The following is a 23583-nucleotide window of genomic DNA, read 5'->3' as shown; positions in this document are numbered from 1 at the left end:
CGGGGACTCGATGCCGAACAAATTGACCAGACCCCCAACCCCGTGCTCGGCAGGACCATCGATACGAAAATCGGCAAACCCGCCATCCGGCCCGACCAGTTTCGGGCGGATGCCTGCATAGGCTGGCTGCAAGCGGGATGCGTCCAGCCCCGGCCACCATCGCCGAATGCTGTCTGCGAAGCTGCGGGCCCGTCGGGGATCAACCTGGTACCCCTCGCCATCGACCCACTCAACATCCGGCCCGAACCGGGCCTGCCCTGCCAGGTCAAGGGTCAGATGGATACCCAGCCCTCCCGGCTCCGGCAACGGATACACCAGGGTATCGAAGGGATGCTTGCCGCTAAAACTGAAGTAAACGCCCCGCGCCAACCACTGCTGAGGCTGGCCGCTCTCGGGCAACCCGGCCCAGAGCGCCGCCAGCCGGGGAGCCCCCAATCCGGCGGCATTAATCACTTCGCGGGCGCCCAGTAACAGCTCGCCGGCTTCACCGACGGTCAAAACATGGCCTTGCGAACCAGATTCAGCCGCCACAACCGGGCTGTTCAGTGCCAGTTGACCTCCAGCGTCTTCCAGATCGCCCAGCAACGCCAGCATCAGGCCATGGCTATCGACAATTCCGGTTTCCGGAGACCAGAGCCCCCTGCAGGCCCGAAGAGCCGGCAAACGACCGGACAACGCAGCGGCGTCGTAGGCCTCCAGCGCCACCCCATTGCTGGCGGCTCCGGCCTGGATGTCGTCCAGGCGCCCGGCCTGCACCTCGTCACTGGCCACAATCCATTTTCCGCACTTGCGGTGCGCGACCTTATGACTGGCGCAGAATTCATAGAGTCTCTGCCTGCCCGCCACACATACACGAGCTTTGAGCGAATCGCTCGGGTAGTAGATGCCCGCGTGAATCACCTCACTGTTGCGGGATGATACCCCCTCACCAATCCGCGCGCCGGCTTCGAGCACCAGCACCTCGCGCCCCGAACGGGCAAGGGCGCGGGCAATCGCGAGCCCCACCACACCGGCGCCGATGACGACGGTCTGCGTGCTGAATTGCTCCTGGCTCACTCTGTCCTCCTTTACCCGGGTTTCTTCGGGAAATTACCCCAGATCCAGGCCTGTTGCATTACCTGCCTGCCAAGAACCGTTATACTTGTCGGCAGACAGAACAAATGCAGGGAGCCTGGCGATGTCTGATCGAAAACAGTTTCTTACCGTCATGGTGGTGGCGGCACTCTTTGTCGGCTGGATCGGCTGGCGAGGCTTTGAAGTCACCGACCTGAACGCACAACTGAAACAGGACAAAGCCGTTGCCAGTTATCCCTATCAACATAGGGTATTGCGGGTTGAGGGCGATACCGCCGTTATCAGTTCCCTGCGGTCCCACTCGGTATCAACACAGAAAGCGTTAACCTCCGTGTTTCCGGGTATGCGCTATCTGGCCGATACCCATCGCGACTGGCAAAAAGCGGAAAGGGAACTTGCCCAGGTTCAGGCCAGGGCCGGTGATATTATCCTGGCCACCGGGCACGTTAAACGGGTGCGCTGGGAGCTGGACGAAAACTGGTACCACCTGCAATTCATGAAAACCCGATACGACACCACATTCTGAGCACTATGCAGCCTGAACCACCGGAAACAGACACATCCTCACATCCCTACGATGCCCTCACCCCCGAGGTCATTCTTGACGCCATCGAAGCTGAGGGGTTTGAAGTCAGCGGCCGGCTCTTCGCGCTAAACAGTTACGAAAACCGCGTCTATCAGGTTGGCCTTGAAGACAGCCCACCGGTGATCGTCAAGTTCTATCGGCCCGGCCGATGGACGGAACAGGCGATTCTGGAAGAGCATGAATTCACCCTGGCGCTGCAGGAAGCCGGCGTTCCCGTTGTCGCCCCGATACGGCTTCCGGGCGGGCACTCGCTTGGCCAATACTACAATTTCAGGTTCGCGGTGTTCCCGCAACGGGGCGGCCAGGCCCCGGATACCAGCGTTACCGACACCCTGTATCGTCTCGGGCAATGGCTCGGGCAGATCCACAACATGGGCGCGGTGAAATCGTTTGAGCACCGCCCCAGCTTCGATCTGTTGGCGGGCCTGGAACAGAGCAACCGGCTGCTGGTTGAAGGCAACTGGATTCCGGAGGACCTGAAACCCGCCTGGAACTCTCTGATTCCGGACCTGATCAGAAACTGCAGTGAACGCATTGCAGAAGCCGGCCCGGTAGACACCCTGCGCATCCATGGCGATTGCCACGCCGGCAACATCCTGTGCCGTGACGAAACCATGCTGTTTGTCGACCTGGACGACTGCCGTACAGGCCCGGCGGTACAGGATATGTGGCTGCTTCTGAACGGCGAAGCCGGGGAGCGTGGCGCCCAGCTCGGCGAGCTACTCGAGGGCTATGAGATGTTCCGGGATTTCAACCGGCGCGAGCGCCATCTGATCGAGCCCTTGCGGTGCTACCGGCAAATCGCCCATTGCGCCTGGCTGGCGCGACGCTGGGAAGACCCGGCCTTCCCACGATTCTTTCCCTGGTTTTCGCAGCCACGATTCTGGTCGGACCAGATTCTGGCACTGCGTGAGCAGCTGGCCGCTCTGCAGGAGCCGGCCATCAGCCTGCCCGGCCAATTCTGATTTTCTGATACGAGGTACCCATGAGCGATAACGAACGGCGTTTTACCGTCAAGAGCCTGATTGTCACCGGTGTTGCGGCCATCGTCGGCACAGTGATGGTACTGGAGGCATCCGGCCGGATTGACCACTCGGATAACAAGGACCACGCGCCAGTGGGCGAATTCACCGCCATCCACGTCAAACCGGGCGATACGTTCCGGATGTCCCGTAAATCGTCAGAGTTGCACGCCGTGTGTGAAAACGGCTACCTGGCCATTGCCGCCGATGTGGACCCCTCGTTCCGGGGCATCCTGGTTGATTACAAGAATCGCGGCGTACGCTGTGCCCGTCCCTCACCCACCGATCGTGACCCGGCCGTACCAGCAGCGGGAGATAACGCATCCGGAGCCGGCGATGCGTGATCGCCAGCCCCCCGAGCAACTAACCGACCGCTTGTTCGCGACAGAGCGCAATCCTGAGGATTTCCGCTTTGACGCCTCGGTCGCCCGGGTGTTTCCGGACATGATCCGCCGCTCCGTTCCCGGCTACACCACCATCATTCCCATGATCGAGGTGATTACCGAGCAATACGCCCAGCCGGGCACTCACTGTTACGATCTTGGCTGCTCACTTGGCGCCTCGACACTGGCCATGCGCCACGGCATTCCCCACGCCGATTGCACACTGGTGGGCGTGGACAACTCGGATGCCATGATTGAGCGCTGCGAGCACTACATTGCGCTGGATGACCACGATCTGCCGGTCACCCTGCGCTGTGAAAACATTCTGGATACCGCATTGACCAATGCCTCGGTAACCACACTGAATTTCACCCTGCAGTTCGTGCCGCCGGAACAACGCCTGATGCTATTGCAGCGCATCAGCGATGCTACCCGGCCAGGGGGTGTGCTGATTCTGTCGGAAAAAATTCGCTTTGACTGCGCCGAAGATCAGCACACTCAGACTCTGCTACACCACGAATTCAAGCGCGCTAACGGCTATTCCGATCTGGAAATCAGCCAGAAACGCGCAGCCATTGAAAACATCATGATTCCAGAAACCGTGACGGCACACCGGGACCGACTCCTGCAAGCCGGGTTTGACCGGGTTCTGGTCTGGTACCAGTGTTTCAACTTTGTCTCGATGTTGGCTATCAAGAATCCGGAAACCCCAAAAAGCTCGATGAACCATGGCAATGTTTGACTGGCACACGCACTTTGACCCGATCCTTTCTTACCTGGCCGAAACGGGCAAGCAAGGCTGGGCGGCCGCACTCAGTGACCAGCTTGCCCGACGGTTTGATGACAATCCCCACGGCGACATGGAGCGCTGGCATACCGCACTGCAATCGTTGCCCCGCGTGACTGGCGCAAGCGTTGACCTTAATCGTTCCGCAGTGACACTCGCCAGCCCCGCCGGCCTGAACCCGGAAGCCCTGGCCGGTCTCGAGCAGGGCCTCCGGGGCCTGATGCCCTGGCGTAAAGGTCCGTTCGACTTCTTCGGCACCTACATCGATACCGAGTGGCGTTCGGACTGGAAGTGGGAAAGGGTCGCGCCCCACCTGGCCGATCTTCGAGGGCGGACCGTGCTGGATGTGGGATGCGGCTCCGGCTACCACTGCTGGCGCATGGCCGGTGCCGGCGCCCAACGGGTCATCGGAATCGATCCGGGATTATTGTTCCTGTTCCAGTTTCTCGCCGTCAAAGGCTATCTCGGGCAGGTACCGGTAGACCTGCTGCCCGTGCGCATGGAGGATCTCCCGGCCAATCTGGAATGCTTCGATACCACCTTCTCCATGGGCGTGCTCTATCACCGACGATCACCGCTGGATCATTTGCTTGAGCTGAAGAGCACACTGCGCCGCGGGGGTGAACTGGTTCTTGAGACTCTGGTAGTAGACGGCCCAGAGGGGCATAGCCTGATGCCGGAGGACCGTTACGGCCAGATGCGCAACGTCTGGTTCTTGCCCAGCTGCCCTACCCTCCTGAGATGGCTGGACCGAACCGGTTTCCGGAATGCCCGGGTGGTTGATGTCAGCGACACCACGACGGATGAGCAGCGGCGGACCGACTGGATGCGCTTCAACTCTCTGGCGGATTTTCTGGACCCGACTGACCCATCGAAAACCATCGAGGGATATCCCGGCCCCAAACGGGCAACACTGATTGCCGAAAAACCCTGAGAACCCGCCTGAACAACAGGCACAAAAAAACCGCCTTAGGCATCGGCCAAAGGCGGTTTTTTCTTCGGAATTACTCTCCGAACGGATGACGCAGGGTGATCGTTTCCACCCGGTCCGGGCCCGTGGAAATAATATCAATCGGCGCCTCGATCTGAGCCTCAAGGAAACGGATATAAGACTTGGCGTTCTCAGGCAACTGATCCACGCTGGTCAAACCAACCGTGCTCTCACTCCAGCCCGGCAACTCTTCGTAAACCGGCTCAATGTCGCTGTAATTGTCGCAACCAATCGGCGGACGGGTAATCTCGCCCCGCGGAGTTTTGTAGCCGACACAGACCTTGACGGTTTCAAGGCCATCCAGAACGTCCAGTTTGGTCAGGCAAATACCAGACACGCTGTTAATCTGGATGGCGTGACGCAGCGCCACCGCATCAAACCAGCCGCAACGGCGGGAGCGGCCGGTCGTTGTGCCAACCTCGTTGCCCTTGATGGCCAGGTGTTCGCCCATGTTGTCGAACAGTTCCGTTGGAAATGGTCCAGCCCCTACTCGCGTGGTGTAGGCTTTGGTGATGCCCAGAACATAGTCCAGATACAACGGCCCAAACCCGGAACCGGTTGCGGTGCCGCCCGCCGTCGTGTTGGACGACGTCACGTACGGATAGGTACCCAGATCGATATCAAGCAGCGAACCCTGCGCACCTTCAAACAGGATATGCTCGCCACGCTTGCGGTAATCGTGCAGGATGTCGGTGACATCCGCCGCCATGGGCAGGATTTCCTGCCCCATCTGCGCGAGCTCTTCCAGGGCGGCATCGATATCTTCCGCTTCTTCCTTGAAGTACTCGGTCAACACGAAGTTGTGATAAGACATGATTTCCCGCACCTTGAGTTCAAAGTCGGCGGGATTGCACAGGTCGCCCAGACGCACGCCGCGACGGGACACTTTGTCTTCATACGCCGGCCCGATACCCCGGCCGGTGGTGCCAATTTTGTCGTTGCCACGGGCGCGCTCTCGGGCCTGGTCGATACGAACGTGGGTGCGCAGAATAATAGGGCATGCCAGACTGATTTTCAGACGCTCGCGAACGGCGACACCACTGTTTTCCAGCTCCCGCATTTCTTTCAGCAATGCCTCGGGCGACAGCACCACACCGTTGCCGATCAGACACTGAACGTCCTGCCGGAGTATGCCGGACGGAATCAGGTGCAGAGCCGTCTTCTTGCCTTCAATCACCAACGTATGACCAGCGTTATGGCCGCCCTGGAAGCGGACAACGGCTGACACTTTATCGGTCAGAAGGTCAACAATCTTGCCTTTGCCTTCATCACCCCATTGGGTGCCCAGCACAACTACATTTTTACCCATGATTCTCTCTCAATTCAGACGGGCCAGCGGCACGCGTCCTTAAGATTTACCCCGAAAAATTCAATCACGCCCCTCAGGCGATCGGCTCGACAACCCATTTTCCGTCGCGACTCACCAATTGGCGGTCACAGCCACGCTCAAGCGGATTCGTCTGACGATCATCCGGCAGCGCACGGACCACCGTCTCGGTCATTCGCAAGCCTGAGATCACGTCCTCCAGCGCAGTGTCCCCGTCGGCGGGCGCCCAAATGGCTCCGGCCGGGCGGAAGGGACGCTCCCCCAACGAAACCAGGGCGCGAATATCCAGCGTGAACCCGGTTGCAGGGCGAGCACGACCAAAGTCACTGCCAATGGCATCGTAACGACCACCCTTGGCAACCGCATCGCCATAACCCGGGACATAAGCGGCAAACACCAGGCCTGTGTGGTAGTTGTATCCGCGCAGCTCACAAAAATCGAAGCCCAGACTCACTTCCGGATAATGGCGCGAGAGCATCTCTGCCACCCGGTTGAGCTGATCCAGAGCCTCGTCAATGGCTTCGGATGCTCCACCCAGGATATCCCGCGCCTGGGCGAGCGCTTCAATGCCTCCACTTACCCGGGCCAACTGACGCAAACGGCAGCCGGCAGACCCCCCGGGGCAATCGCCCAGCAGCCTGTCGAGCTCCGGCGCAGACTTGCGGGCCATGGCATCGAATACCGCAGCCTCGGTGTCGCGATCAAATCCGGCCTCGGTGATCAGGCTTTCGTAAATGGACACGTGCGCCAGATCCATATGAATCCTGGGCAAACCGGCCACCCGCAGTGTTTCCAGCATCAGGCTGATCACTTCCATGTCAGCCGCCTCCGACTCACTGCCAAACAGCTCGCAGCCTGCCTGGATCGGCGTCCGGCCGGTCAGCATATGGCGGGGCCGGGTGTGCAGTACGTGCCCGGCGTAACACAGCCGGGTAATGCCGTCCTGTCCCAGTGTGTGTGCATCAATACGGGCCGCCTGGGGCGTCATGTCGGCACGAACGCCCATCATCCGACCATTCAGTTGGTCTGTCAGTTTGAACGTCTGCAATTCCAGGTCGTGACCGGTCCCGGTAAACAGGGATTCAAGGTATTCAATCAGCGGAGGAATAACCAGCTGGTAACCCCAGCGCTGGCAGGTATCCATAACATCCCGGCGCAGGGATTCGATCCGCCCGGCCAGCGGCGGCAGAATGTCTTCTACTCCGTCAGGCAGTAACCAGCGATCAGATACAGTCATGAGATTCTGTCGTCCGTTTTTCCCGCGCTGGCACCAGGCCAGGGGGCAACTCAGGATTTAGGCGCTCGGGTCCGATAAAAACCCGACACAAAACCGCCAGAATTCTACACGGTTGGCAGACACAAAAAAACCGGAATCCCGGGGTTCAACTAAAATTCCCCAGGAATCCGGTTTTACTGGCGTCAGCCGGCTCAGTTGGCGCCGGCTGGATTCTTCAAGAACTTCATGAAGTCGCTGTCAGAATCAATCACCATGATGTCGTCCTTACCAGAGAAGGTGTTCTGGTACGCTTGCAGGCTGCGGTAGAAGCTGTAGAACTCCTCATTGGCACCATAGGACTGAGCGTAGATCCGGGCAGCTTCACCGTCGCCCTCACCACGGGTGGTCTCGGCTTCAGCGAAAGCGCTGGCCAGAATCACCGTTTGCTGACGGTCAGCGTCTGCCCGAATACCCTCGGCAAGCTCCTGACCCCGGGAGCGGAATTCCTGGGCCAGTTTCTGGCGTTCCGTAGCCATCCGGCGATAGACGTTCTCGCTGACCTGCCCGGGAAATTCGATCGCTTTCACCCGGATATCCAGAACTTCAATGCCGAACTCTTTCACCGAGGTCTCGTTCACCCGGTCGCGCAGCGTATGCATCAGTTCGTCACGCTGGCCAGACACCACCTCGTGCATGGTACGGATACCGAATTCGTCCCGCAGACCGTTGTCTACCCGAGACAGAATCAGGGTCTGGGCGCGAAACTCGTCACCCCCGGTCGCGCGGTAGAACTGATCCACATTCAGGATCTTCCAGGCCACATAGGAATCAACGTCCAGCGGTTTCTTTTCGATGGTCAGGTACTGCCGGGAGGGCAGATCCATCGTCAGCACCCGGATGTCGAACTCACGGATCTGGTCAATAACCGGAACCTTGAAATGAAGCCCGGCCTGGATGTTGGTTTCCACCAGCTCACCGAACCGCAGCTTCACGCCACGGTGAGTCTCCGGGATGATGTACACACTGGACAGCACAAGCAGGACAACAATCAGGGCGCCTGCAAGACCCACTACACCTTTAGGTCCCATCACTTATCTGCTCCTCCGAATGTTGGTGTCCTGCCGGGTACGCAACTCCTGCAACACCTGGTCGGTCAGGTTCTGGATATCCACCTGCTGGCCACCGCTGCCGCCGGACGAACGGCTACCCGAAGATGGCAGAGCGCCCTGCGTCAGGCGATCCAGCGGCAGGTACATCATGTTGCCGCTGCTTTCGGTATCAACAAAGATCTTGCTGCTGTTACCCAAAACCTGCTCCAGCGCCTGGATGTACATCCGCTCGCGAGTTACCCCCGGAGCACTCTCGTATACGGCCAGCAACTGGTTGAAACGGGCGGTTTCACCACGGGCACGTTCGATAACCTGCTCTTTGTAGGCGTTCGCCTCTTCGATCAGACGCTGAGCCTGGCCGCGCGCTTCCGGGACAATCTTGTTCCGGTAGGTTTCTGCTTCCTCTTTCAGGCGCTGCTCATCCTCGCGCGCCCGCTGTACCTCACGGAACGAATCCTGCACGGGCGCTGGCGGCTGGGTGCTTTCCACGTTGACCCGGACCACTTCCAGGCCGGTGCCGTACTCACGCAGGAAGCTCTGCAACCGCTGCTCGACCCTGACCGCAAGTTCCGCACGTCCCTCTGTGAGAACGTCATCCAGCGACGAACTGCCCACTTCGTGGCGCAGGGCGCTGTCGGTGGCAAACGCCAGTGCCTGGTTGGAATCACGCACATTCAGCACGTAAGCCTCTGCATCACCTACCCGGTACTGAACCTGCAGGTCGACGGTGACGAGGTTTTCGTCCTGGGTCAGCATCTGACCGGATGATTCTGCGGTGCGAATACTGGTCACCCGAACCTTGTTGACGGTATCAATCAAGGGAACCTTGAAGCGAAGACCCGGGCTCTCGGTACGGTTGTACTCACCAAAGCGAAGGACAACCGCCCGTTCCTGCTCGTCCACGGTGTAAAACGATTGATAGACGACATAACCGGCCACCAGAATGGCAGCGATGGCCAGAATGGCGCCAAAGCCGCCAGCGCTGCCGCCGGAACGGCCGCCACCACTGTTGCCACCCTTGCCTCCAAGCATACGGTTCAGCTTGTCGAGCCCTCTCTTCAGGGCTTCATCGAGGTCTGGTGGCCCCTGATCATTGCCGCGACGACCGCCACCGGTTCCCCAGGGATCGTTGTCGTTGCGGTTTCCACCCGGTTCGTTCCAGGCCATAGTTCTCTCCGTTCGTGTTTAATCGAATGGCTGCAAATACTAGGGATTTATAGTGGCCCCGGCAATAGCGGGCAGCGTTCAGATCTGCCGGCTTTCCAGCCGAATGGCATCTTCACGCACCCCGGCCCTGCTCAGAAGCTGCAACCAGTCCCGGTTTTGCAGCCGGACTTCCAGCACTGAATCGCCATTGTCACAGTGGTCTTCACTGAGCACTGAACCCGCCTCATGCAATAAGGCCCGCAATTTTCCATCGGTCGGGCCCAGGCGCACGAAATAGTGCACCACATCCTCGGCGAGGCGCTCGACAATGGCATCGAACAGCAACTCCAGACCGTCGCCCGTGACCGCGGATACCCACGCCCTTACCGGCAGGCCTTCCTCGTTCCGATCAATCCGTGGCTCGAAATCCGCCAGCAAATCGATTTTGTTGAACACCTGAAGCACCGGAATCTCATCGGCACCGATTTCCGCCAGGACATCTTCAACCTGCTCAACGTTTTCATCCCGGCGCCCGTCCTGGCTGTCAATCACATGTAACAGCAAAGTTGCCTGAGTTGTCTCTTCAAGCGTTGCCCGGAACGCCTCCACCAGCTTGTGCGGCAAATGGCGGATAAAGCCCACCGTGTCGGCCATTACGACCGGCCCGATATCCGGAAGTTCCAGCCTGCGCAGTGTCGGATCAAGCGTCGCAAATAACTGGTCTGCTGCATATACGCTGGAAGTTGTGATTCGGTTGAATAACGTCGACTTGCCGGCGTTGGTATACCCTACCAGTGACAGCGTGGGTATGTCGGCACGCTTTCGCGCCCGGCGTCCCTGATCGCGCTGCTTTCGCACTTTCTCGAGCCGACGGTGAATGGATTTGATGCGTTCCCTGAGCAATCGACGGTCCGTCTCAAGCTGGGTTTCCCCGGGACCTCGCAGACCAATGCCGCCCTTCTGGCGTTCAAGGTGGGTCCAGCCCCGCACCAGCCGTGTTGACATATGCTCGAGCTGCGCAAGCTCCACCTGAAGCTTGCCCTCGTGGGTCCGGGCTCGCTGGGCGAAAATATCCAGGATCACTCCGGTACGGTCGAGCACCCGGCACTTCAATTCACGCTCGATGTTTCGCTCCTGGCTGGGACTCAGGGCATGATTGAATAGCACCACATCGGCTTCAGAAGCCGCAACGGTATCCCGGATTTCCTCGAGTTTCCCTTCCCCCACGAACAGGCGCGGGCTGGGCTGTTTTCGAGTACCGGTCACCGTTGCCACAGACTCTACGCCAGCCGACGCAACCAGCTCCCGGAACTCACCCGGATCCTCCGCCTCATCGTGGGCCGTAAAATCGATATGGACGAGAACCGCCCGCTCTCCGACATCTGGACGCTCAAACAAATTTCATCAGCTCCATAAACACAAACACCCGCGACCATTCAAGCTCTGGGCTGTCCTGGAACGCGGGTGTAAAAGTTGAAAAAGAGGGTGAGATCAGTCTTCAGACTCACCTTCCGGGTTCTGCAGCGGAAGCCGAACATTGCGAGCAGGAACCACGGTCGAAATAGCGTGCTTGTAAACCATCTGGCTCACGGTGTTCTTGAGAAGAATCACGAACTGGTCAAACGACTCGATCTGGCCCTGAAGCTTGATACCGTTGACCAGAAAGATAGAAACCGGAATGCGTTCCTTGCGTAAGGCATTAAGGTAAGGGTCTTGTAACGAATGCCCTTTTGACATGAGTTTTCTCCTGTTTATTTGTAAATGCAGATCGTCAATAGTCAGCGTTAAATGTGGTGCTATACCCGGATTTTTTCAAGGTATCGAGCACCACCTGCGGATCGGAAGAATCCAGCCAGTGCACATCCTGCCACTTCCGCAACCAGGTAAGCTGCCGCTTCGCCAGTTGGCGGGTTGCTGCAACCCCCTTGGCGACAAAGTTTCCATACTCTTCATCACCCGAAAGGTACTCCCAGGCCTGGCGATAGCCCACGCAACGCATCGAGGGCAGATCGGGGCTGAGATCACCACGCGCCATCAGGGCGCGGACTTCGTCAATAAAGCCTGCTTCGAGCATCGCCAGAAACCGTTGTTCTATGCGCGCATGGAGCACCGAACGGTCGGCAGGTGCGAGGGCAAACTGCAGGACAGTATACGGCAGGTCAGCGCTTTCGTCTGCCTGCCACCGGGTGAAATACGTGTAATCCTCAATGCCGGACTGCTCCGAAACACCGTCACTGCCTGCCCTGGCGCGCCAGAACGAGGAAATCGGCTGGCTCGAGAGCCGTATGACTTCAATCGCCCGCATAAGGCGCTGGCGATTGTTTGGATGAATCAGGCGCGCGGCTTCCGGGTCTTTATTCACCAACTCGCGATGCAACCTTTCCCAGCCATGCTCCCGTGCCTCTTGCTCAATCTGCGCTCTGAGCGCCGGGCTTGCGGACGGCAAGTTGGACATACCGTGCAGCAACGCCTTGAAATACATCATGGTGCCGCCCACCAGCAGCGGAATTCCGCCCCGCGCCGTAATCTCGCTCATGGCCGCCAGCGCATCCCGGCGAAAGTCAGCCGCCGAATAGGTCTCAGCGGGGTCACAGATATCGATCAACCGGTGAGGAGCCAGGGCCAGTTCCTGAGCGGAAGGCTTGGCCGTTCCGATATCCATTCCGCGGTAAATCATCGCGGAATCAACGCTGATGATCTCGCAGGGCAAGCGATTGCATAACTCGATGGCGAGATCGGTCTTGCCCGAGGCCGTTGGCCCCATCAGAAATATCGCAGGGGGCAGCGAATGCTGTTCGACGGTGCTCTCGGCGGGCGCCACGCTTAGCGCCCCCTCAGGAACAATTTGTCGAGCTCCGACAGTGTGACCAGAGTCCAGGTGGGCCGGCCATGGTTACACTGGCCACTGCGTTCCGTGGCTTCCATGTCGCGCAGCAACGAATTCATCTCCGGAATCGTTAACTGCCGGTTTGCACGGACTGAACCGTGACAGGCCATGGTTCCCAGCAGTTCGTGGGTAACGGCCTCAACCCGGTCGCTCTGGCCATGCTCAATCAGGTCCGCCAGCACATCCCGCACCAGCTGCTCGGTATCCGCGCCGCGAAGCAGTGCAGGCACCTGCCGTACCGCCAGCGTTTCGGGCCCGATACGTTCAATCTGAAGGCCAAGCTGCTGCAATTCCTCGCCATGGCTTTCGGTCACCGCGGCCTCTTTCTGGCTAACCGCAAGCGATAACGGTACCAGCAGAGGCTGGCTTTTCAGATCCTGCTCGGCCAACGCCCGTTTCATGCGCTCATAGGTGATGCGTTCATGGGCTGCGTGCATATCCACCACGATCATGCCCGCGTGGCTCTGAGACAGGATATAGATGCCATGGAGCTGAGCGATCGCGTACCCCAGCGGAGGCTCCTCTGCACCTCCCACCGCAGGTGTAATGGCCGGGGTCGGAGCAACTGTGTGGGGCTCCCGGGACGCAACACCACCACCTTCGTTCAGGGATTGATAGAACCCCATCTGATCGCTGGCTCGCCATTCCTGTTGTCTCTGGGGCCCCGCCGGAACCGGCCCATCTGCGGAACCCGACGGCGCCGGCCATGACCATGACGAATTCCCGGCGGCGGGCTCACCGACAGAGCCTGCAGCCGGGGCCGCAACGGCCTCTCGACCGAACGACTGGGCGCTGGCACCGCGAAGGTGGTCGGTCGGCCTGACATCCGCCAGAGCCCGATGCAGAGTACGGAAAATAAAGTCGTGTACCAATCGTCCGTCCCGGAACCGCACTTCATGCTTGGTTGGGTGGACATTGACATCCACAGTCGCCGGATCTACCTCAAGGTACAGAACGAACGCCGGGTGACGATTGTTATACAACACATCCCGATACGCCTGGCGCACGGCATGGGCCACCAGTTTGTCCCGGATAACCCGGCCGTTAACAAAGAAATACTGCAAATCCGCCTGACTGCGGGAAAAGGTCGGCAAGGCCACCCAGCCCCACAGCCGGAGCCCGGTGGCCTCCGCGTCGATTACCACGGCATTGTCGATAAACTGCTGACCACACAGCGAGCCAATGCGGCGCTCTTTGTCGAGGTCGGTCTCTGCCGGGCGCAGGCTGTGCACCACCCGCTGATTATGCCGCAGGGTAAACCCGGTATCGAAGCGCCCCAGGGCCTGCCGACGGACGCATTCTTCAACGTGATTGAATTCGGTTTTTTCGGTACGCAAGAACTTCCGGCGGGCGGGGGTATTGAAGAACAGATCTCGCACTTCCACAGTCGTGCCCACGGGGTGTGCTGCCGGTGAAATGTGGGCATCCATGTCGCGGCCCTCGACTTCTACCCGGGCCGCAGCCTCCTGGTGTTCGGTACGCGAGGTCAGAGTCAGGCGTGAAACGGAACTGACACTGGCCAGCGCCTCGCCCCGAAAGCCCAGGGAAGCCACCGCCTCGAGGTCGTCCAATGTCAGTATCTTGCTGGTCGCATGGCGACTCAGCGCCAGAGGCAGGTCAGCTTCTTCGATACCGGAGCCGTCGTCGCGCACCCGGATCAGCTTTGCTCCCCCCTGTTCGACGTCCACATCGACACGGGCGGCCCCGGCATCCAGGGCGTTTTCGACCAGCTCTTTTACCACCGAGGCAGGGCGCTCTACCACCTCCCCTGCGGCAATCTGGTTGGCGAGCCGGGGCGACAGCAACTGGATGTGGGGCATATCCGGGAACTACCTCTGTAATCAGGATGAGGGGATGCGAATGGTTTGCCCTACCATAACACGATCATCGCTCATCCCGTTAAAGCGCATCAGCTCGTTGACCGTTGTCTGGTTCTCACGCGCCACTGCCGAAAGCGTGTCTCCCCGGCGAATGCGGTACTGGCTGATGTCGAGATCACCGCGACCCCGCTGCTTTTCCCAGGCCAGCAGGGTGCCCGGCGGTGGTGTTCGGCGAAAATACTGCTCGACGCCATCAAAAATGGCATTAGCCAGCTTGTTTCGATACCACTCGGTGGAGAGGTTCTTCTCTTCGGTGGGATTGGAGATAAACCCGGCCTCCACGAGGATTGAAGGGATGTCCGGCGACTTCAACACCACAAACGCCGCCTGCTCTACGCCTTTCTTATGGAGCTTGGCCACCCGCCCCAGACGGCCCAGAACAGAATCGCCTACCCCGAGACTCGCGTTGATGCTGGCGGTCATGGACAGATCCAGCAATACACCGGCCAGCATATCGTCACGACCATCCAGCGACACGCCGCCGGCCCCACCAATCAGATCTGACCGGTTTTCGCTCTGGGCCAGCCAGCGCGCGGTTTCACTGGTCGCCCCTCGCTGGGACAAGGCGAACACAGACGCCCCTCTGGGCTGAGGCGTTCTGAAGGCATCGGCGTGCACCGACACAAAGAGATCCGCATTGTACTTGCGCGCCAGTAGAGTCCGGTTGCGCAAGCCAACATAATAGTCGCCGGTGCGGGTCAGCTTGGCGGTAAATCCTTTCTGCTGGTTGATCAGGTCCGCAAGCCGCGTGGCCATCTTCAGCACCACGTCTTTTTCCCGGGTGCCCCGCGGACCAATGGCCCCCGGATCTTCGCCGCCGTGGCCTGCATCAATGACCACAATAACGTCACGTTTACCGGCGGAATCCTGGGTCACGGTGGGATTACTGGCGGCCCGGTCAAGACGGCTGCCCTGCTCGTCGATCAGGTCGATCACCAACCGGTGACCGTATTGCTGGTTGGGTTCAAGCACAAAGCTGCGCGGCTTGATTTCGCTTTTAAGATCCAACACCACTCTCAGATCATTGCCATTGCGGGGGGCACTGCGAATGCGCTGAATGGGGCTGCCGGCGGTGTCGACGTTACTGAAATCGGTGCCCAGGGCCGTGTCCTTGAGATCGATGACCAGGCGTGACGGGTTGCTCAGCGCGAAAACATTGTGGTCAACCAGATCTGCGGTATCCAATACCAGGCGCGTATGATCCGGCGCCGGCCATAAGCGCACGCCGTCAACCCGCGTGCCGGCCCAAACGGCGCTTACCGAGAAAAACAGTGCTGCAATCACCAAGATTTTCATAAATCCGGACCTATCAGTTCTATGTCGTTTAACAACGAGGCGCCCAGCTCGGAGCCCGCGCGCATTACCACAGAACGCCCCTGGCCCTGCCGCTCGAGATGGATTTCAAGGTCGGGTGCAGGTAACACACCCTTGCCCCGTTCTGGCCATTCAATGATTCGGATACTCTGGCTGGCAAAATAATCCCGGATGCCCATGTATTCGAGCTCTTCGGCATCGCCAAGGCGATAAAAATCAAAATGGTAGACCGGCGGCTCCAGGTGCTCGTACGGCTCTACCAGCGTATACGTCGGGCTTTTCACGGCACCTTCGTGCCCCAGCTCTCTCATCACCCCGCGGCTCAGGGTGGTTTTGCCCATACCCAGCTCGCCATCGAGAAACACCGTCAGCCCTTCTTCCGCCTTCCGGGCTAATCTGGCCAGTTCGCCACCGAGCTGTTCGGTCTCTGTCTCGTTCTCGAGAAACAACCGGCGTTCATTACCAAAAATAGTCATCATTCCCCCCGGTTATCATCATTATCGCTCCGTTCGGCCCTCGCCAGAATGGCCGGAATAGCGTCAATCACATCGGTGGGGAGCAGCCCCATACAGCCTTTGGCCTGCCCCGCCTGATCGGCGGCGGTAAGATGCAGAGCGGCCGAAGCGATCACCGCCGGCTCAGCATCCGGCATTTGCCCAAGCAAGGCCCCGAGTATGCCAGAGAGCACATCCCCCATGCCGCCCGTTGCCATCCCCGGATTACCACCGGGGATAATCCCGGGTATGCCGCGCCCTGTCGCCACCACGGTACCGGCGCCTTTCAGCAGAACAATGCCCTGCCACTGTTTCTGCAAACGTATTGCCGCCGCCACCCGGTCCGATTCAACGTCACTGACGGTGCACCCCAGCAATCTGGCAGCCTCCCCCGGATGGGGCGTCAGCACGTGATTGCTGGCCGGCACCGGAGCCCGGCCCGCCAGGATATTCAGGGCGTCGGCATCCAGAACCCTCGGTTTGCCACTGGCGACCACCTGCTGCAGCATCTGTTGGCCCCAGGCCGACTGACCGATGCCCGGGCCACACACCACAACATCGGCTTTGTGCAACAAACCGGGCAGTTCCGAGCCATGGGTCACGCCGCGAACCATCAGCGAGGGGCAACGCGCCAGCGCAGCGGTGACGTGTTCCGGGCGTGTCGCCAGCGACACCAGCCCGGCACCGGTGCGTGCGGCCGCTTCCGCGGCCATAATGCCCGCCCCACCAAAACCTTTATCGCCTGCTACCACGAGCACATGGCCGAACAGCCCCTTGTGGGCATTCGCCGGGCGAACCGGCAACCACTCCCGGCAACGGCTCCAGGGCGAGAGCACGGCCAACGGCGATTCTCCGCTCTCCTGGCCGGCGCACCCGGCCCCCAGCGCTTCGAAAACAATATGCCCGCAGGCCGCCGCCCCTTCCCCGGTATAAAGACCGGCTTTGACACCGATAAAGGTGACCGTTGCCTCGGCCCGAACCACTTCCCCCGCGGCGGCACCCGTCGTGGCGTTAAGTCCCGAGGGCAGATCTATTGCCAGAACCGGCTTACCGGCGGCATTCAACTGCCTAATCACGCCCGCAAACGGTTCCCGGGGCGCCCCCGTTACCCCCGTGCCGAGCATCGCATCCACCACAACCCGGGCCTGCGCGAGATGTGCGCGGACATTTGCCTCAGGCTCACGGTGCGCGTCCACAATTCCGACGCCGTCAGCCCTGGCTTTCTCGAACGCCGAGCGGGCATCCCCTGAGAGTTTTTCCGTTGGCGCCACCGCCACACAAACAACCTCTAACCCGTGACGCCTGGCATTTGCTGCGACCAGATAGCCGTCGCCGCCATTATTACCGGCACCACAGAGCACGACTAACGGCTGCGGTTGCGGCCACAAAGTAACGAGGCGACGGAACGCCGCCTTTGCCGCCGCCTGCATCAGCTCAAAGCCGTCCACCCCACGCTTATCAATCAGATAGCGGTCTATTGCCCGCACCGAGTCGGCGGAATAGACCGCTTCTGGTAAACTGGGTTTGCAAACAGGGGACATCGGCCGGGCACTCCTCAATAAAGAAACCGGTTTAAATACATTGGCCAGACACCTGTAAAGCATAGCAAAACAGGAAAAAAGGTCATAACTTAATCAAATTAAAGTTTTGCAGGCACGCACCTGCCAGCGACCTCATTATGACCGCCACACCAGAGCACAAGGCCCCGGAAACGCCGCAAACCGGGCTCTCGGGGTTGCCCGGACAAATCCGCCAGTGGGCGAAAGAACTGGGCTTTTCCGATGCCGGGATTACCCATGCCGACACGGGCCCTCACGCAGAGCGCCTGCAACGCTGGCTTGAGGCCGGCTATCACGGCCAGATGGCGTATATGGCCGACCATGGTGACAAAAGGTACACCCCGGACTCCCTGGTGCCCGGGACCACTCGGGTCATTTCCGTTCGACTTGACTACCTGCCGGCGCCAGACAGCCCGAAACAAGTACTGACTGACCGGGAAAGAGCCTACATCACCCGCTACGCCCTGGGCCGGGACTACCACAAGTTAATGCGCAAACGCCTGGCCACCCTGGCGAAATACATCGACCAGGCGGTCAGCGGCTACGATTACCGGGCCTTTGTCGACAGCGCCCCAGTACTGGAGCGAGGCCTGGCACAACGGGCCGGCCTCGGCTGGATCGGCAAGAATAATATGCTGATCCACCCGAAGGCGGGTTCGTTTTTCTTTCTGGGGGAAATTTTCACCAACGCCCCCCTGCCCCTGGATGCTCCCTTTGAAAGCCAGCACTGCGGCTCCTGCTCGGCCTGCCTGGAGGTCTGCCCTACCGATGCTTTTGTCGGCGCTCACTTACTGGATGCCCGTCGCTGTATCAGTTATCTCACCATTGAGCTGAAGGGCCCGATCCCGGAAGAACTGCGCTCGAAAATGGGCAACCGGGTTTTTGGCTGCGACGACTGCCAACTGGTTTGCCCCTGGAACAAATTCAGCAAACCCACCGGCGAGGAAGACTTCAAACCCCGGCACGGCCTGGATAACACCGGCCTCGCGGAGTTGTTTTTGTGGACAGAGCAGGAGTTCCTGAAACGCACTGAAGGGTCAGCTATCCGGCGCACCGGCTACGAAAACTGGCTGAGGAATCTTGCGGTCGGGCTGGGTAACGCCCCCACCACCATCCCGGTACTGGAAGCGCTGAAGGCCCGGTCCAACCACCCCTCGGAACTGGTCCGGGAACACGTGGCCTGGGCCCTGCAGCAACACGGACTATAGTTTGAAGAAGTGATCGCGATAGTGGCGCATTTCATTGATCGAATCACGGATATCGTCCAGCGCCAGGTGACTGCCCTGCTTTTTCACCCCATCCAGTACATCCGGACGCCAGCGGCGAGCCAGTTCTTTCACCGTTGACACATCCAGGTTGCGATAATGGAAAAAGGCCTCCAGCTCCGGCATATACTTCACCAGAAAGCGCCGATCCTGGCCGATACTGTTACCACACAGTGGTGACTGGCCCGGCTCCACGTGCTTCTTCAGAAATTCCAGCGTCTGCCGTTCGGCCTCGGCCTCATCAATGGTGCTTTCTTTCACACGCTGGGTCAGGCCACTGGCACCGTGAGTACGGGTACACCACTCATCCATCGCATCCAGCAGGCTGTCTGGCTGGTGCACGGCAATCACCGGCCCTTCGGCCACAACATTCAGCTGGGAGTCGGTGATGATACTGGCCATTTCAATGATCCGTTCTTGCTCGGGATCGAGGCCCGTCATTTCCAGGTCAATCCAGATCAGGCGGTCGCCGTTACTCATTGCGCTGTTACCTATGCCGATTTATCAAGTGTATGAAGTTCTGTGTATTGTCCATGATTCACGTATGATGTGATACCCGAAAGCCGGTTAACCGATTGGACACAGATGGCAAAACGACGCTTAAACAAACGCCAGCAATGGCGCATTGAAAAAATCCAGAAAGAGCGCACCGTCCGCGCGGCGCGCAAGGAAAAGGCGGTGCAGGAACAGGCAGACGCGGGCGAGCTCGGCCCCGAGCAGACCGGCCTGATTATCGCCCACTATGGTCAGCAACTCGATGTTGAGGCGCTGGAAGGCGATGAACCGGGGCGGGTCTTCCGGTGCTTCGTCAGGGCCAATATCGACAGCCTGGTGACCGGCGACCGGGTTGTCTGGCGATCGGGTAAAAGCGAAACCGGCGTCATCGTCGCCCGCTGTGAACGGGACAACCTGCTGCAACGCCCCGATAACTTCGGCGCCCTGAAGCCCGTTGCCGCCAACATCGACCACATTATTCTGGTGATTGCACCGGAACCGGAGCCCCACGACAACCTGATCGACCGATACCTGGTGGCCTCCGAAAGCAGCGACATCCCGGCCGTAATTCTTCTCAATAAAACCGACCTGATCAATGACCAAAACCGGGATCAGATTGAAGAACTTCTGGCCAGATATCAGGCCCTGGGTTACCGGGTGGAACGCACCTCGGCGGCGGAAAACACCGGCAAACCTGCTCCGGAAGTCGACGCCCTGGTGCGCCATCAGACCAGCGCGTTTGTGGGCCAGTCCGGCGTCGGCAAATCCTCGATTATCCAGACCTTACTGCCAGACGAACTGCTGCGGGTGGGCGCCGTATCGGAAAGCACAGGCAAAGGCGTTCACACAACCACCACCGCCAAGCTTTTCCACCTGCCTGGCGGCGGCGACCTGATCGATTCTCCGGGGATCCGGGAGTTCGGCCTGTGGCACATGACACCACAGGAAGTGGAGTATGGCTTTCGGGAAATACGCCCGCTTATCGGGCTGTGCAAATTCCGCAACTGCCGTCACATGGGCGACCCAGGTTGCGCGCTCGATGCCGCCGCCGACGCCGGCGAGATCTCCCGCGCACGGCTGAAAAGCTTTCACCGGATTCTCCAGGATATGGCAGACCAGCAAGCCCGGGGGCTCAAGCTACCCTGACGACGAAGCTTCCCGCTACCAGTTCAGTTCGCCCGGGGCCGGTTCCTCTGCGGGATCGAACCAGCTGCCGTCTTCAAGGCGCTCCCGGGCCTGCTGCTCCTGCTCTTCCGTCGGGCGGGTCAAGTCAATGACCGGCTGACTGGAACGGCCTGCCCCGGTTTCGATACTGTCCGCCGCCTTTTTGTTCAGCACGATAATGGAGATACGGCGATTCACAGGAGCGGTCGGATCTTCTTTGTCGAACAACACAGAATCACTCAACCCGACCACCCTGGCGATCTGCTCCAGACGCACCCCCCCGGCCACCAGCGCCCGCCTTGCCGTGTTGGCACGGTCTGCAGACAACTCCCAGTTGGTGTAGCCCGGCCGGCCGCTGAATGGCGTGGCATCCGTGTGGCCGGTGATACTGAGCTTGTTGTTGACCGACCCGAGCTTCTTGGCAAGCTCGAACAGGATATCCTGAGAATAGTACTTCAGCTCCGCCCGGCCACTGTCAAACATCGGGCGCCCGGAACGATCCACAATCTGGATCCGCAACCCCTCATCGGTGATATCGAGCAACAACTGGTCCTTGAACTCCTGCAGGGTATCGCTGTTCTCGATCCGCTCCTGGAACTCCTGGAACAGTTGCCGCATCCGACGCTGCTCCAGGGTATCTGCCAACTCGTCTACCACTTCGTCTTCTATCTGAATGGTGCCCGCAGCCTGGTCTTGAGTCGCCTCCTCGACAACGGAGGCGCTGCCACCAAGGTCCACCGGGTTAGGCGAGCCACCCTCGGTAAAGCCCACCGGATCCTTGAAATAGCCCTCCACGGCGAGCTTTTGCTCGGGGGATGCCGTAGCCGTTAGCCAGAGCACCAGGAAAAACGCCATCATCGCGGTGGCAAAATCGGCAAAGGCAACTTTCCAGGAGCCGCCGTGATGGCCGCCAACCACCTTTTTCTTGCGCTTGATAATGATCGGCTGTTCTTCCACAACGAACTCCGGGCGTTAGCGGGCGATGCCGTTACTTTGAACGGACATGATCATTCAGTTCCTGGAACCCGGGCCGTTTGTCGGTCGGCAGCGCCTTGCGCCCGAATTCGATGGCCATTTGCGGCGCCTGGCCGGAAACCGTGGCGACGATTGCAGATTTGACGCATTCGTAGGCCTTGAGTTCATATTTTGCCGCATGCTCCAGAGCAATGGAGGTCGGGCCAACGAATCCATACCCCATCCAGATACCCAGAAAAGTCCCGACCAGGGCGGCCGCCACGCTCAAACCGATTCGCTCGGGCCCTTCGCTGAGGAAGTTCATAGTGATTACGATACCCAGAACGGCCGCCACGATCCCCAGGCCCGGAAGAGCATCCGCGATCTTGTTGACCGCGTGGGCAGGCTCCTCAAGCTCGTGCTGCCGGTTTTCGATTTCGTTTTCCATCATGCCTTCCAGCTCATGGGTTGCCATGTTGCCGGAGCTGATAATGCGCAGATAATCGGTAATGAAGTCCAGCAAATGTTTCGATTTCATGATGGCGGGATAACGGCTGAAAATCTGGCTGGACTCCGGATTATCGATATCCTCTTCAATGGCCATAACACCCTGCTTGCGGGACTTGTCGAAAACCTCGTAAAGCAGGCTGAGCAGGTCCATGTAGTAAGACTTGTTGAACGGTGAACCCGTCAACAACCGGAGGCAGGCCTGGAACACCTCTTTTACCGTGTGCAACGGGTTGGCAATAACGAAAGAGCCCACCGCCGCACCACCAATGATCAGTATCTCTGTTGGCTGCCACAATACGGCCAGATTGCCGCCATGAAGGACATAGCCCCCCAATACGCTCGCAATAACAACCACAGCTCCGATAATCAATAACATGGTGTCTAAGCACGCCTTTTGGTGGTTTTCGGCCGCAGCCGGTTACGGCCCGGGCTCCCCCCGGGACGATCCAGATCATAGCAAGCATCAACAAGGACAGCGAAGGTGTGAAACAATTTCTATACACGCGACCGGATTTGATAAACTACCGCGCTTTAAGATTGCAAGGGTTATCCCGAATGCTTGATAAACTGTTTGTTTTGAGCCAATACGTCACACCTCAACTGGCGGTTTCCCGCCTGGCTGGCCGCCTCGCCGACAGCGAAGGCTCGCCGGCCCTGAAAAATCGCGTGATCAAATGGTTTATCGGCCGCTACGGGGTAAACATGAACGAAGCCGCCGAGCCGGACTTCACCGCTTACCCTTCCTTTAACGCCTTTTTCACCAGGGCCCTGAAACCCGGTGCCCGAACCATCGACCCGGCCCCCAAAACGCTGACCAGCCCGGTAGACGGCGCAATCAGCCAGATCGGCCAGGTCAGCACCGACCGGGTCTTCCAGGCGAAAGGGCAGTCCTTCAGCCTGACCGAATTACTCGGCGGAGACGACAAACGGGCCGAAGCCTTCCGGGAAGGCGAATTCGCCACCATTTACCTCTCCCCCAGCGATTACCACCGCATTCATATGCCTCTGGCCGGCACCCTCAAAGAGATGGTTTACGTGCCCGGCAAGCTTTTCTCGGTAAACCCGGTGACCGCAGAACACGTGCCCAACCTGTTCGCACGGAACGAACGGGTGGCTTGCCTGTTTGATACCGAGGCCGGGCCCATGGCCATGGTGCTGGTTGGTGCCATGATCGTCGGCAGCGTCGAAACCAGCTGGGCGGGCGTGGTTGCTCCCAATTCCGCCGGCGTTGCACACTGGCAGTACAGTGGCGATGACGCCGTGCATTTTCAGAAGGGAGACGAAATGGGCCGCTTCCGCCTGGGCTCCACCGTGGTGCTGGTGATGCCGAAAGGCGCGGTCACCTGGAGCCCGAACCAGGTGGCAGAAAAAACCGTTCGCCTGGGTGAAGCCTTTGGCAATCTGAGCGCCGACTAACGGC

23 protein-coding genes are annotated in these 23583 nt (G+C 59.5%); 8 read left to right on the top strand and 15 right to left on the bottom strand.

The genetic code is table 11. The features are described 5' to 3' along the window. The coding region (locus ACP2AU_RS14850; protein ID WP_426376997.1) for an NAD(P)/FAD-dependent oxidoreductase at window positions 1-1056 on the bottom strand (1056 nt) is incomplete at its 3' end. A 121-nt stretch (window positions 1057-1177) separates the two neighbouring features. On the opposite strand from ACP2AU_RS14850, the gene ACP2AU_RS14845 reads away from it, so the two are divergent. Genes ACP2AU_RS14845 through cmoB form a run of 5 tightly spaced genes read left to right on the top strand, consistent with a single transcriptional unit; the run spans window position 1178 to window position 4786 of the window. Then, the gene (locus tag ACP2AU_RS14845; protein ID WP_426376996.1) at window positions 1178-1600 is read left to right on the top strand and encodes a hypothetical protein; all 423 of its coding nucleotides are present in this window, start codon (window positions 1178-1180) and stop codon (window positions 1598-1600) included. Between the two features lie 5 nt (window positions 1601-1605). Then, on the top strand, window positions 1606-2625 hold the full coding sequence (locus ACP2AU_RS14840) for a serine/threonine protein kinase (protein WP_426376995.1): 1020 nt from the start codon (window positions 1606-1608) through the stop codon (window positions 2623-2625). Window positions 2626-2645: 20 nt separating this feature from the next. Then, window positions 2646-3026, top strand: coding sequence for a kinase (locus tag ACP2AU_RS14835; protein ID WP_426376994.1), 381 nt, complete (start codon window positions 2646-2648; stop codon window positions 3024-3026). Continuing rightward, on the top strand, window positions 3019-3807 hold the full coding sequence (cmoA, locus tag ACP2AU_RS14830) for a carboxy-S-adenosyl-L-methionine synthase CmoA (protein WP_426376993.1): 789 nt from the start codon (window positions 3019-3021) through the stop codon (window positions 3805-3807). Before ACP2AU_RS14835 ends, cmoA begins: the two co-directional genes overlap by 8 nt. Then, on the top strand, window positions 3794-4786 hold the full coding sequence (cmoB, locus tag ACP2AU_RS14825; protein ID WP_426376992.1) for a tRNA 5-methoxyuridine(34)/uridine 5-oxyacetic acid(34) synthase CmoB: 993 nt from the start codon (window positions 3794-3796) through the stop codon (window positions 4784-4786). The genes cmoA and cmoB overlap by 14 nt, the downstream gene beginning before the upstream one ends. Window positions 4787-4856: 70 nt before the next feature. Here cmoB and ACP2AU_RS14820 read toward each other — a convergent pair whose 3' ends face one another. The 11 genes from ACP2AU_RS14820 to ACP2AU_RS14770 all read right to left on the bottom strand — a co-directional run bounded on the left by ACP2AU_RS14820 (window position 4857) and on the right by ACP2AU_RS14770 (window position 17757). Beyond that, window positions 4857-6152, bottom strand: a complete 1296-nt coding sequence (locus ACP2AU_RS14820) for an adenylosuccinate synthase (protein ID WP_426376991.1) — start codon at window positions 6150-6152, stop codon at window positions 4857-4859. 73 nt (window positions 6153-6225) lie between these two features. After that, entirely contained in the window at window positions 6226-7407 is a 1182-nt protein-coding gene (locus ACP2AU_RS14815; protein ID WP_426376990.1) for an ATP phosphoribosyltransferase regulatory subunit, read from the bottom strand. Window positions 7408-7598: 191 nt separating this feature from the next. Then, window positions 7599-8474 (bottom strand): protease modulator HflC, encoded by an 876-nt coding sequence (gene hflC / locus ACP2AU_RS14810; protein ID WP_426376989.1) that lies wholly within the window; start codon window positions 8472-8474, stop codon window positions 7599-7601. 3 nt (window positions 8475-8477) lie between these two features. Beyond that, window positions 8478-9662, bottom strand: a complete 1185-nt coding sequence (gene hflK / locus ACP2AU_RS14805) for an FtsH protease activity modulator HflK (protein WP_426376988.1) — start codon at window positions 9660-9662, stop codon at window positions 8478-8480. A gap of 78 nt (window positions 9663-9740) precedes the next feature. Next, window positions 9741-11039 carry a ribosome rescue GTPase HflX gene (gene hflX / locus ACP2AU_RS14800; protein ID WP_426376987.1) on the bottom strand — a complete coding sequence of 433 codons (1299 nt, stop codon included), beginning with the start codon at window positions 11037-11039 and terminating at the stop codon, window positions 9741-9743. A gap of 93 nt (window positions 11040-11132) precedes the next feature. Beyond that, window positions 11133-11378 carry an RNA chaperone Hfq gene (gene hfq, locus ACP2AU_RS14795; protein WP_426376986.1) on the bottom strand — a complete coding sequence of 82 codons (246 nt, stop codon included), beginning with the start codon at window positions 11376-11378 and terminating at the stop codon, window positions 11133-11135. Window positions 11379-11412: 34 nt separating this feature from the next. Beyond that, window positions 11413-12405, bottom strand: a complete 993-nt coding sequence (gene miaA / locus ACP2AU_RS14790; protein ID WP_426376999.1) for a tRNA (adenosine(37)-N6)-dimethylallyltransferase MiaA — start codon at window positions 12403-12405, stop codon at window positions 11413-11415. 59 nt (window positions 12406-12464) lie between these two features. Next, window positions 12465-14348 carry a DNA mismatch repair endonuclease MutL gene (gene mutL, locus ACP2AU_RS14785; RefSeq protein WP_426376985.1) on the bottom strand — a complete coding sequence of 628 codons (1884 nt, stop codon included), beginning with the start codon at window positions 14346-14348 and terminating at the stop codon, window positions 12465-12467. A 21-nt stretch (window positions 14349-14369) separates the two neighbouring features. Continuing rightward, window positions 14370-15704 carry an N-acetylmuramoyl-L-alanine amidase gene (locus ACP2AU_RS14780; RefSeq protein ID WP_426376984.1) on the bottom strand — a complete coding sequence of 445 codons (1335 nt, stop codon included), beginning with the start codon at window positions 15702-15704 and terminating at the stop codon, window positions 14370-14372. Further along, window positions 15701-16198, bottom strand: a complete 498-nt coding sequence (gene tsaE, locus ACP2AU_RS14775; RefSeq protein ID WP_426376998.1) for a tRNA (adenosine(37)-N6)-threonylcarbamoyltransferase complex ATPase subunit type 1 TsaE — start codon at window positions 16196-16198, stop codon at window positions 15701-15703. The genes ACP2AU_RS14780 and tsaE overlap by 4 nt, the downstream gene beginning before the upstream one ends. Continuing rightward, a complete protein-coding gene (locus tag ACP2AU_RS14770; RefSeq protein WP_426376983.1) occupies window positions 16198-17757 on the bottom strand; it encodes an NAD(P)H-hydrate dehydratase in 1560 nt (519 codons plus the stop codon). Before ACP2AU_RS14770 ends, tsaE begins: the two co-directional genes overlap by 1 nt. Window positions 17758-17894: 137 nt before the next feature. On the opposite strand from ACP2AU_RS14770, the gene queG reads away from it, so the two are divergent. Beyond that, entirely contained in the window at window positions 17895-18983 is a 1089-nt protein-coding gene (gene queG, locus ACP2AU_RS14765; protein ID WP_426376982.1) for a tRNA epoxyqueuosine(34) reductase QueG, read from the top strand. Here the strand turns inward: queG and orn are convergent. Further along, window positions 18978-19520, bottom strand: a complete 543-nt coding sequence (gene orn, locus ACP2AU_RS14760; protein ID WP_426376981.1) for an oligoribonuclease — start codon at window positions 19518-19520, stop codon at window positions 18978-18980. The two genes, queG and orn, sit on opposite strands and share 6 nt — an antisense overlap. A 105-nt stretch (window positions 19521-19625) precedes the next feature. On the opposite strand from orn, the gene rsgA reads away from it, so the two are divergent. Next, entirely contained in the window at window positions 19626-20681 is a 1056-nt protein-coding gene (gene rsgA / locus ACP2AU_RS14755) for a small ribosomal subunit biogenesis GTPase RsgA (protein WP_426376980.1), read from the top strand. A gap of 15 nt (window positions 20682-20696) precedes the next feature. On the opposite strand, the gene motB is transcribed toward rsgA, so the two are convergent. Further along, complete coding sequence (motB, locus tag ACP2AU_RS14750) at window positions 20697-21656, bottom strand: flagellar motor protein MotB (RefSeq protein WP_426376979.1); 960 nt, start codon at window positions 21654-21656, stop codon at window positions 20697-20699. A 31-nt stretch (window positions 21657-21687) separates the two neighbouring features. Beyond that, window positions 21688-22539 (bottom strand): flagellar motor stator protein MotA, encoded by an 852-nt coding sequence (gene motA, locus ACP2AU_RS14745; RefSeq protein WP_426376978.1) that lies wholly within the window; start codon window positions 22537-22539, stop codon window positions 21688-21690. A gap of 179 nt (window positions 22540-22718) precedes the next feature. Here motA and asd point away from each other — a divergent pair, with 179 nt between their 5' ends. After that, on the top strand, window positions 22719-23579 hold the full coding sequence (gene asd / locus ACP2AU_RS14740; RefSeq protein ID WP_426376977.1) for an archaetidylserine decarboxylase: 861 nt from the start codon (window positions 22719-22721) through the stop codon (window positions 23577-23579). Window positions 23580-23583 lie beyond the last annotated feature (4 nt).

Source organism: Marinobacter sp. VGCF2001, assembly GCF_049943275.1.
Taxonomy (GTDB): Bacteria; Pseudomonadota; Gammaproteobacteria; order Pseudomonadales; family Oleiphilaceae; genus Marinobacter.
Note: the sequence above shows the minus strand (reverse complement) of the source record. Positions and strands in the feature narration are given on the sequence as shown.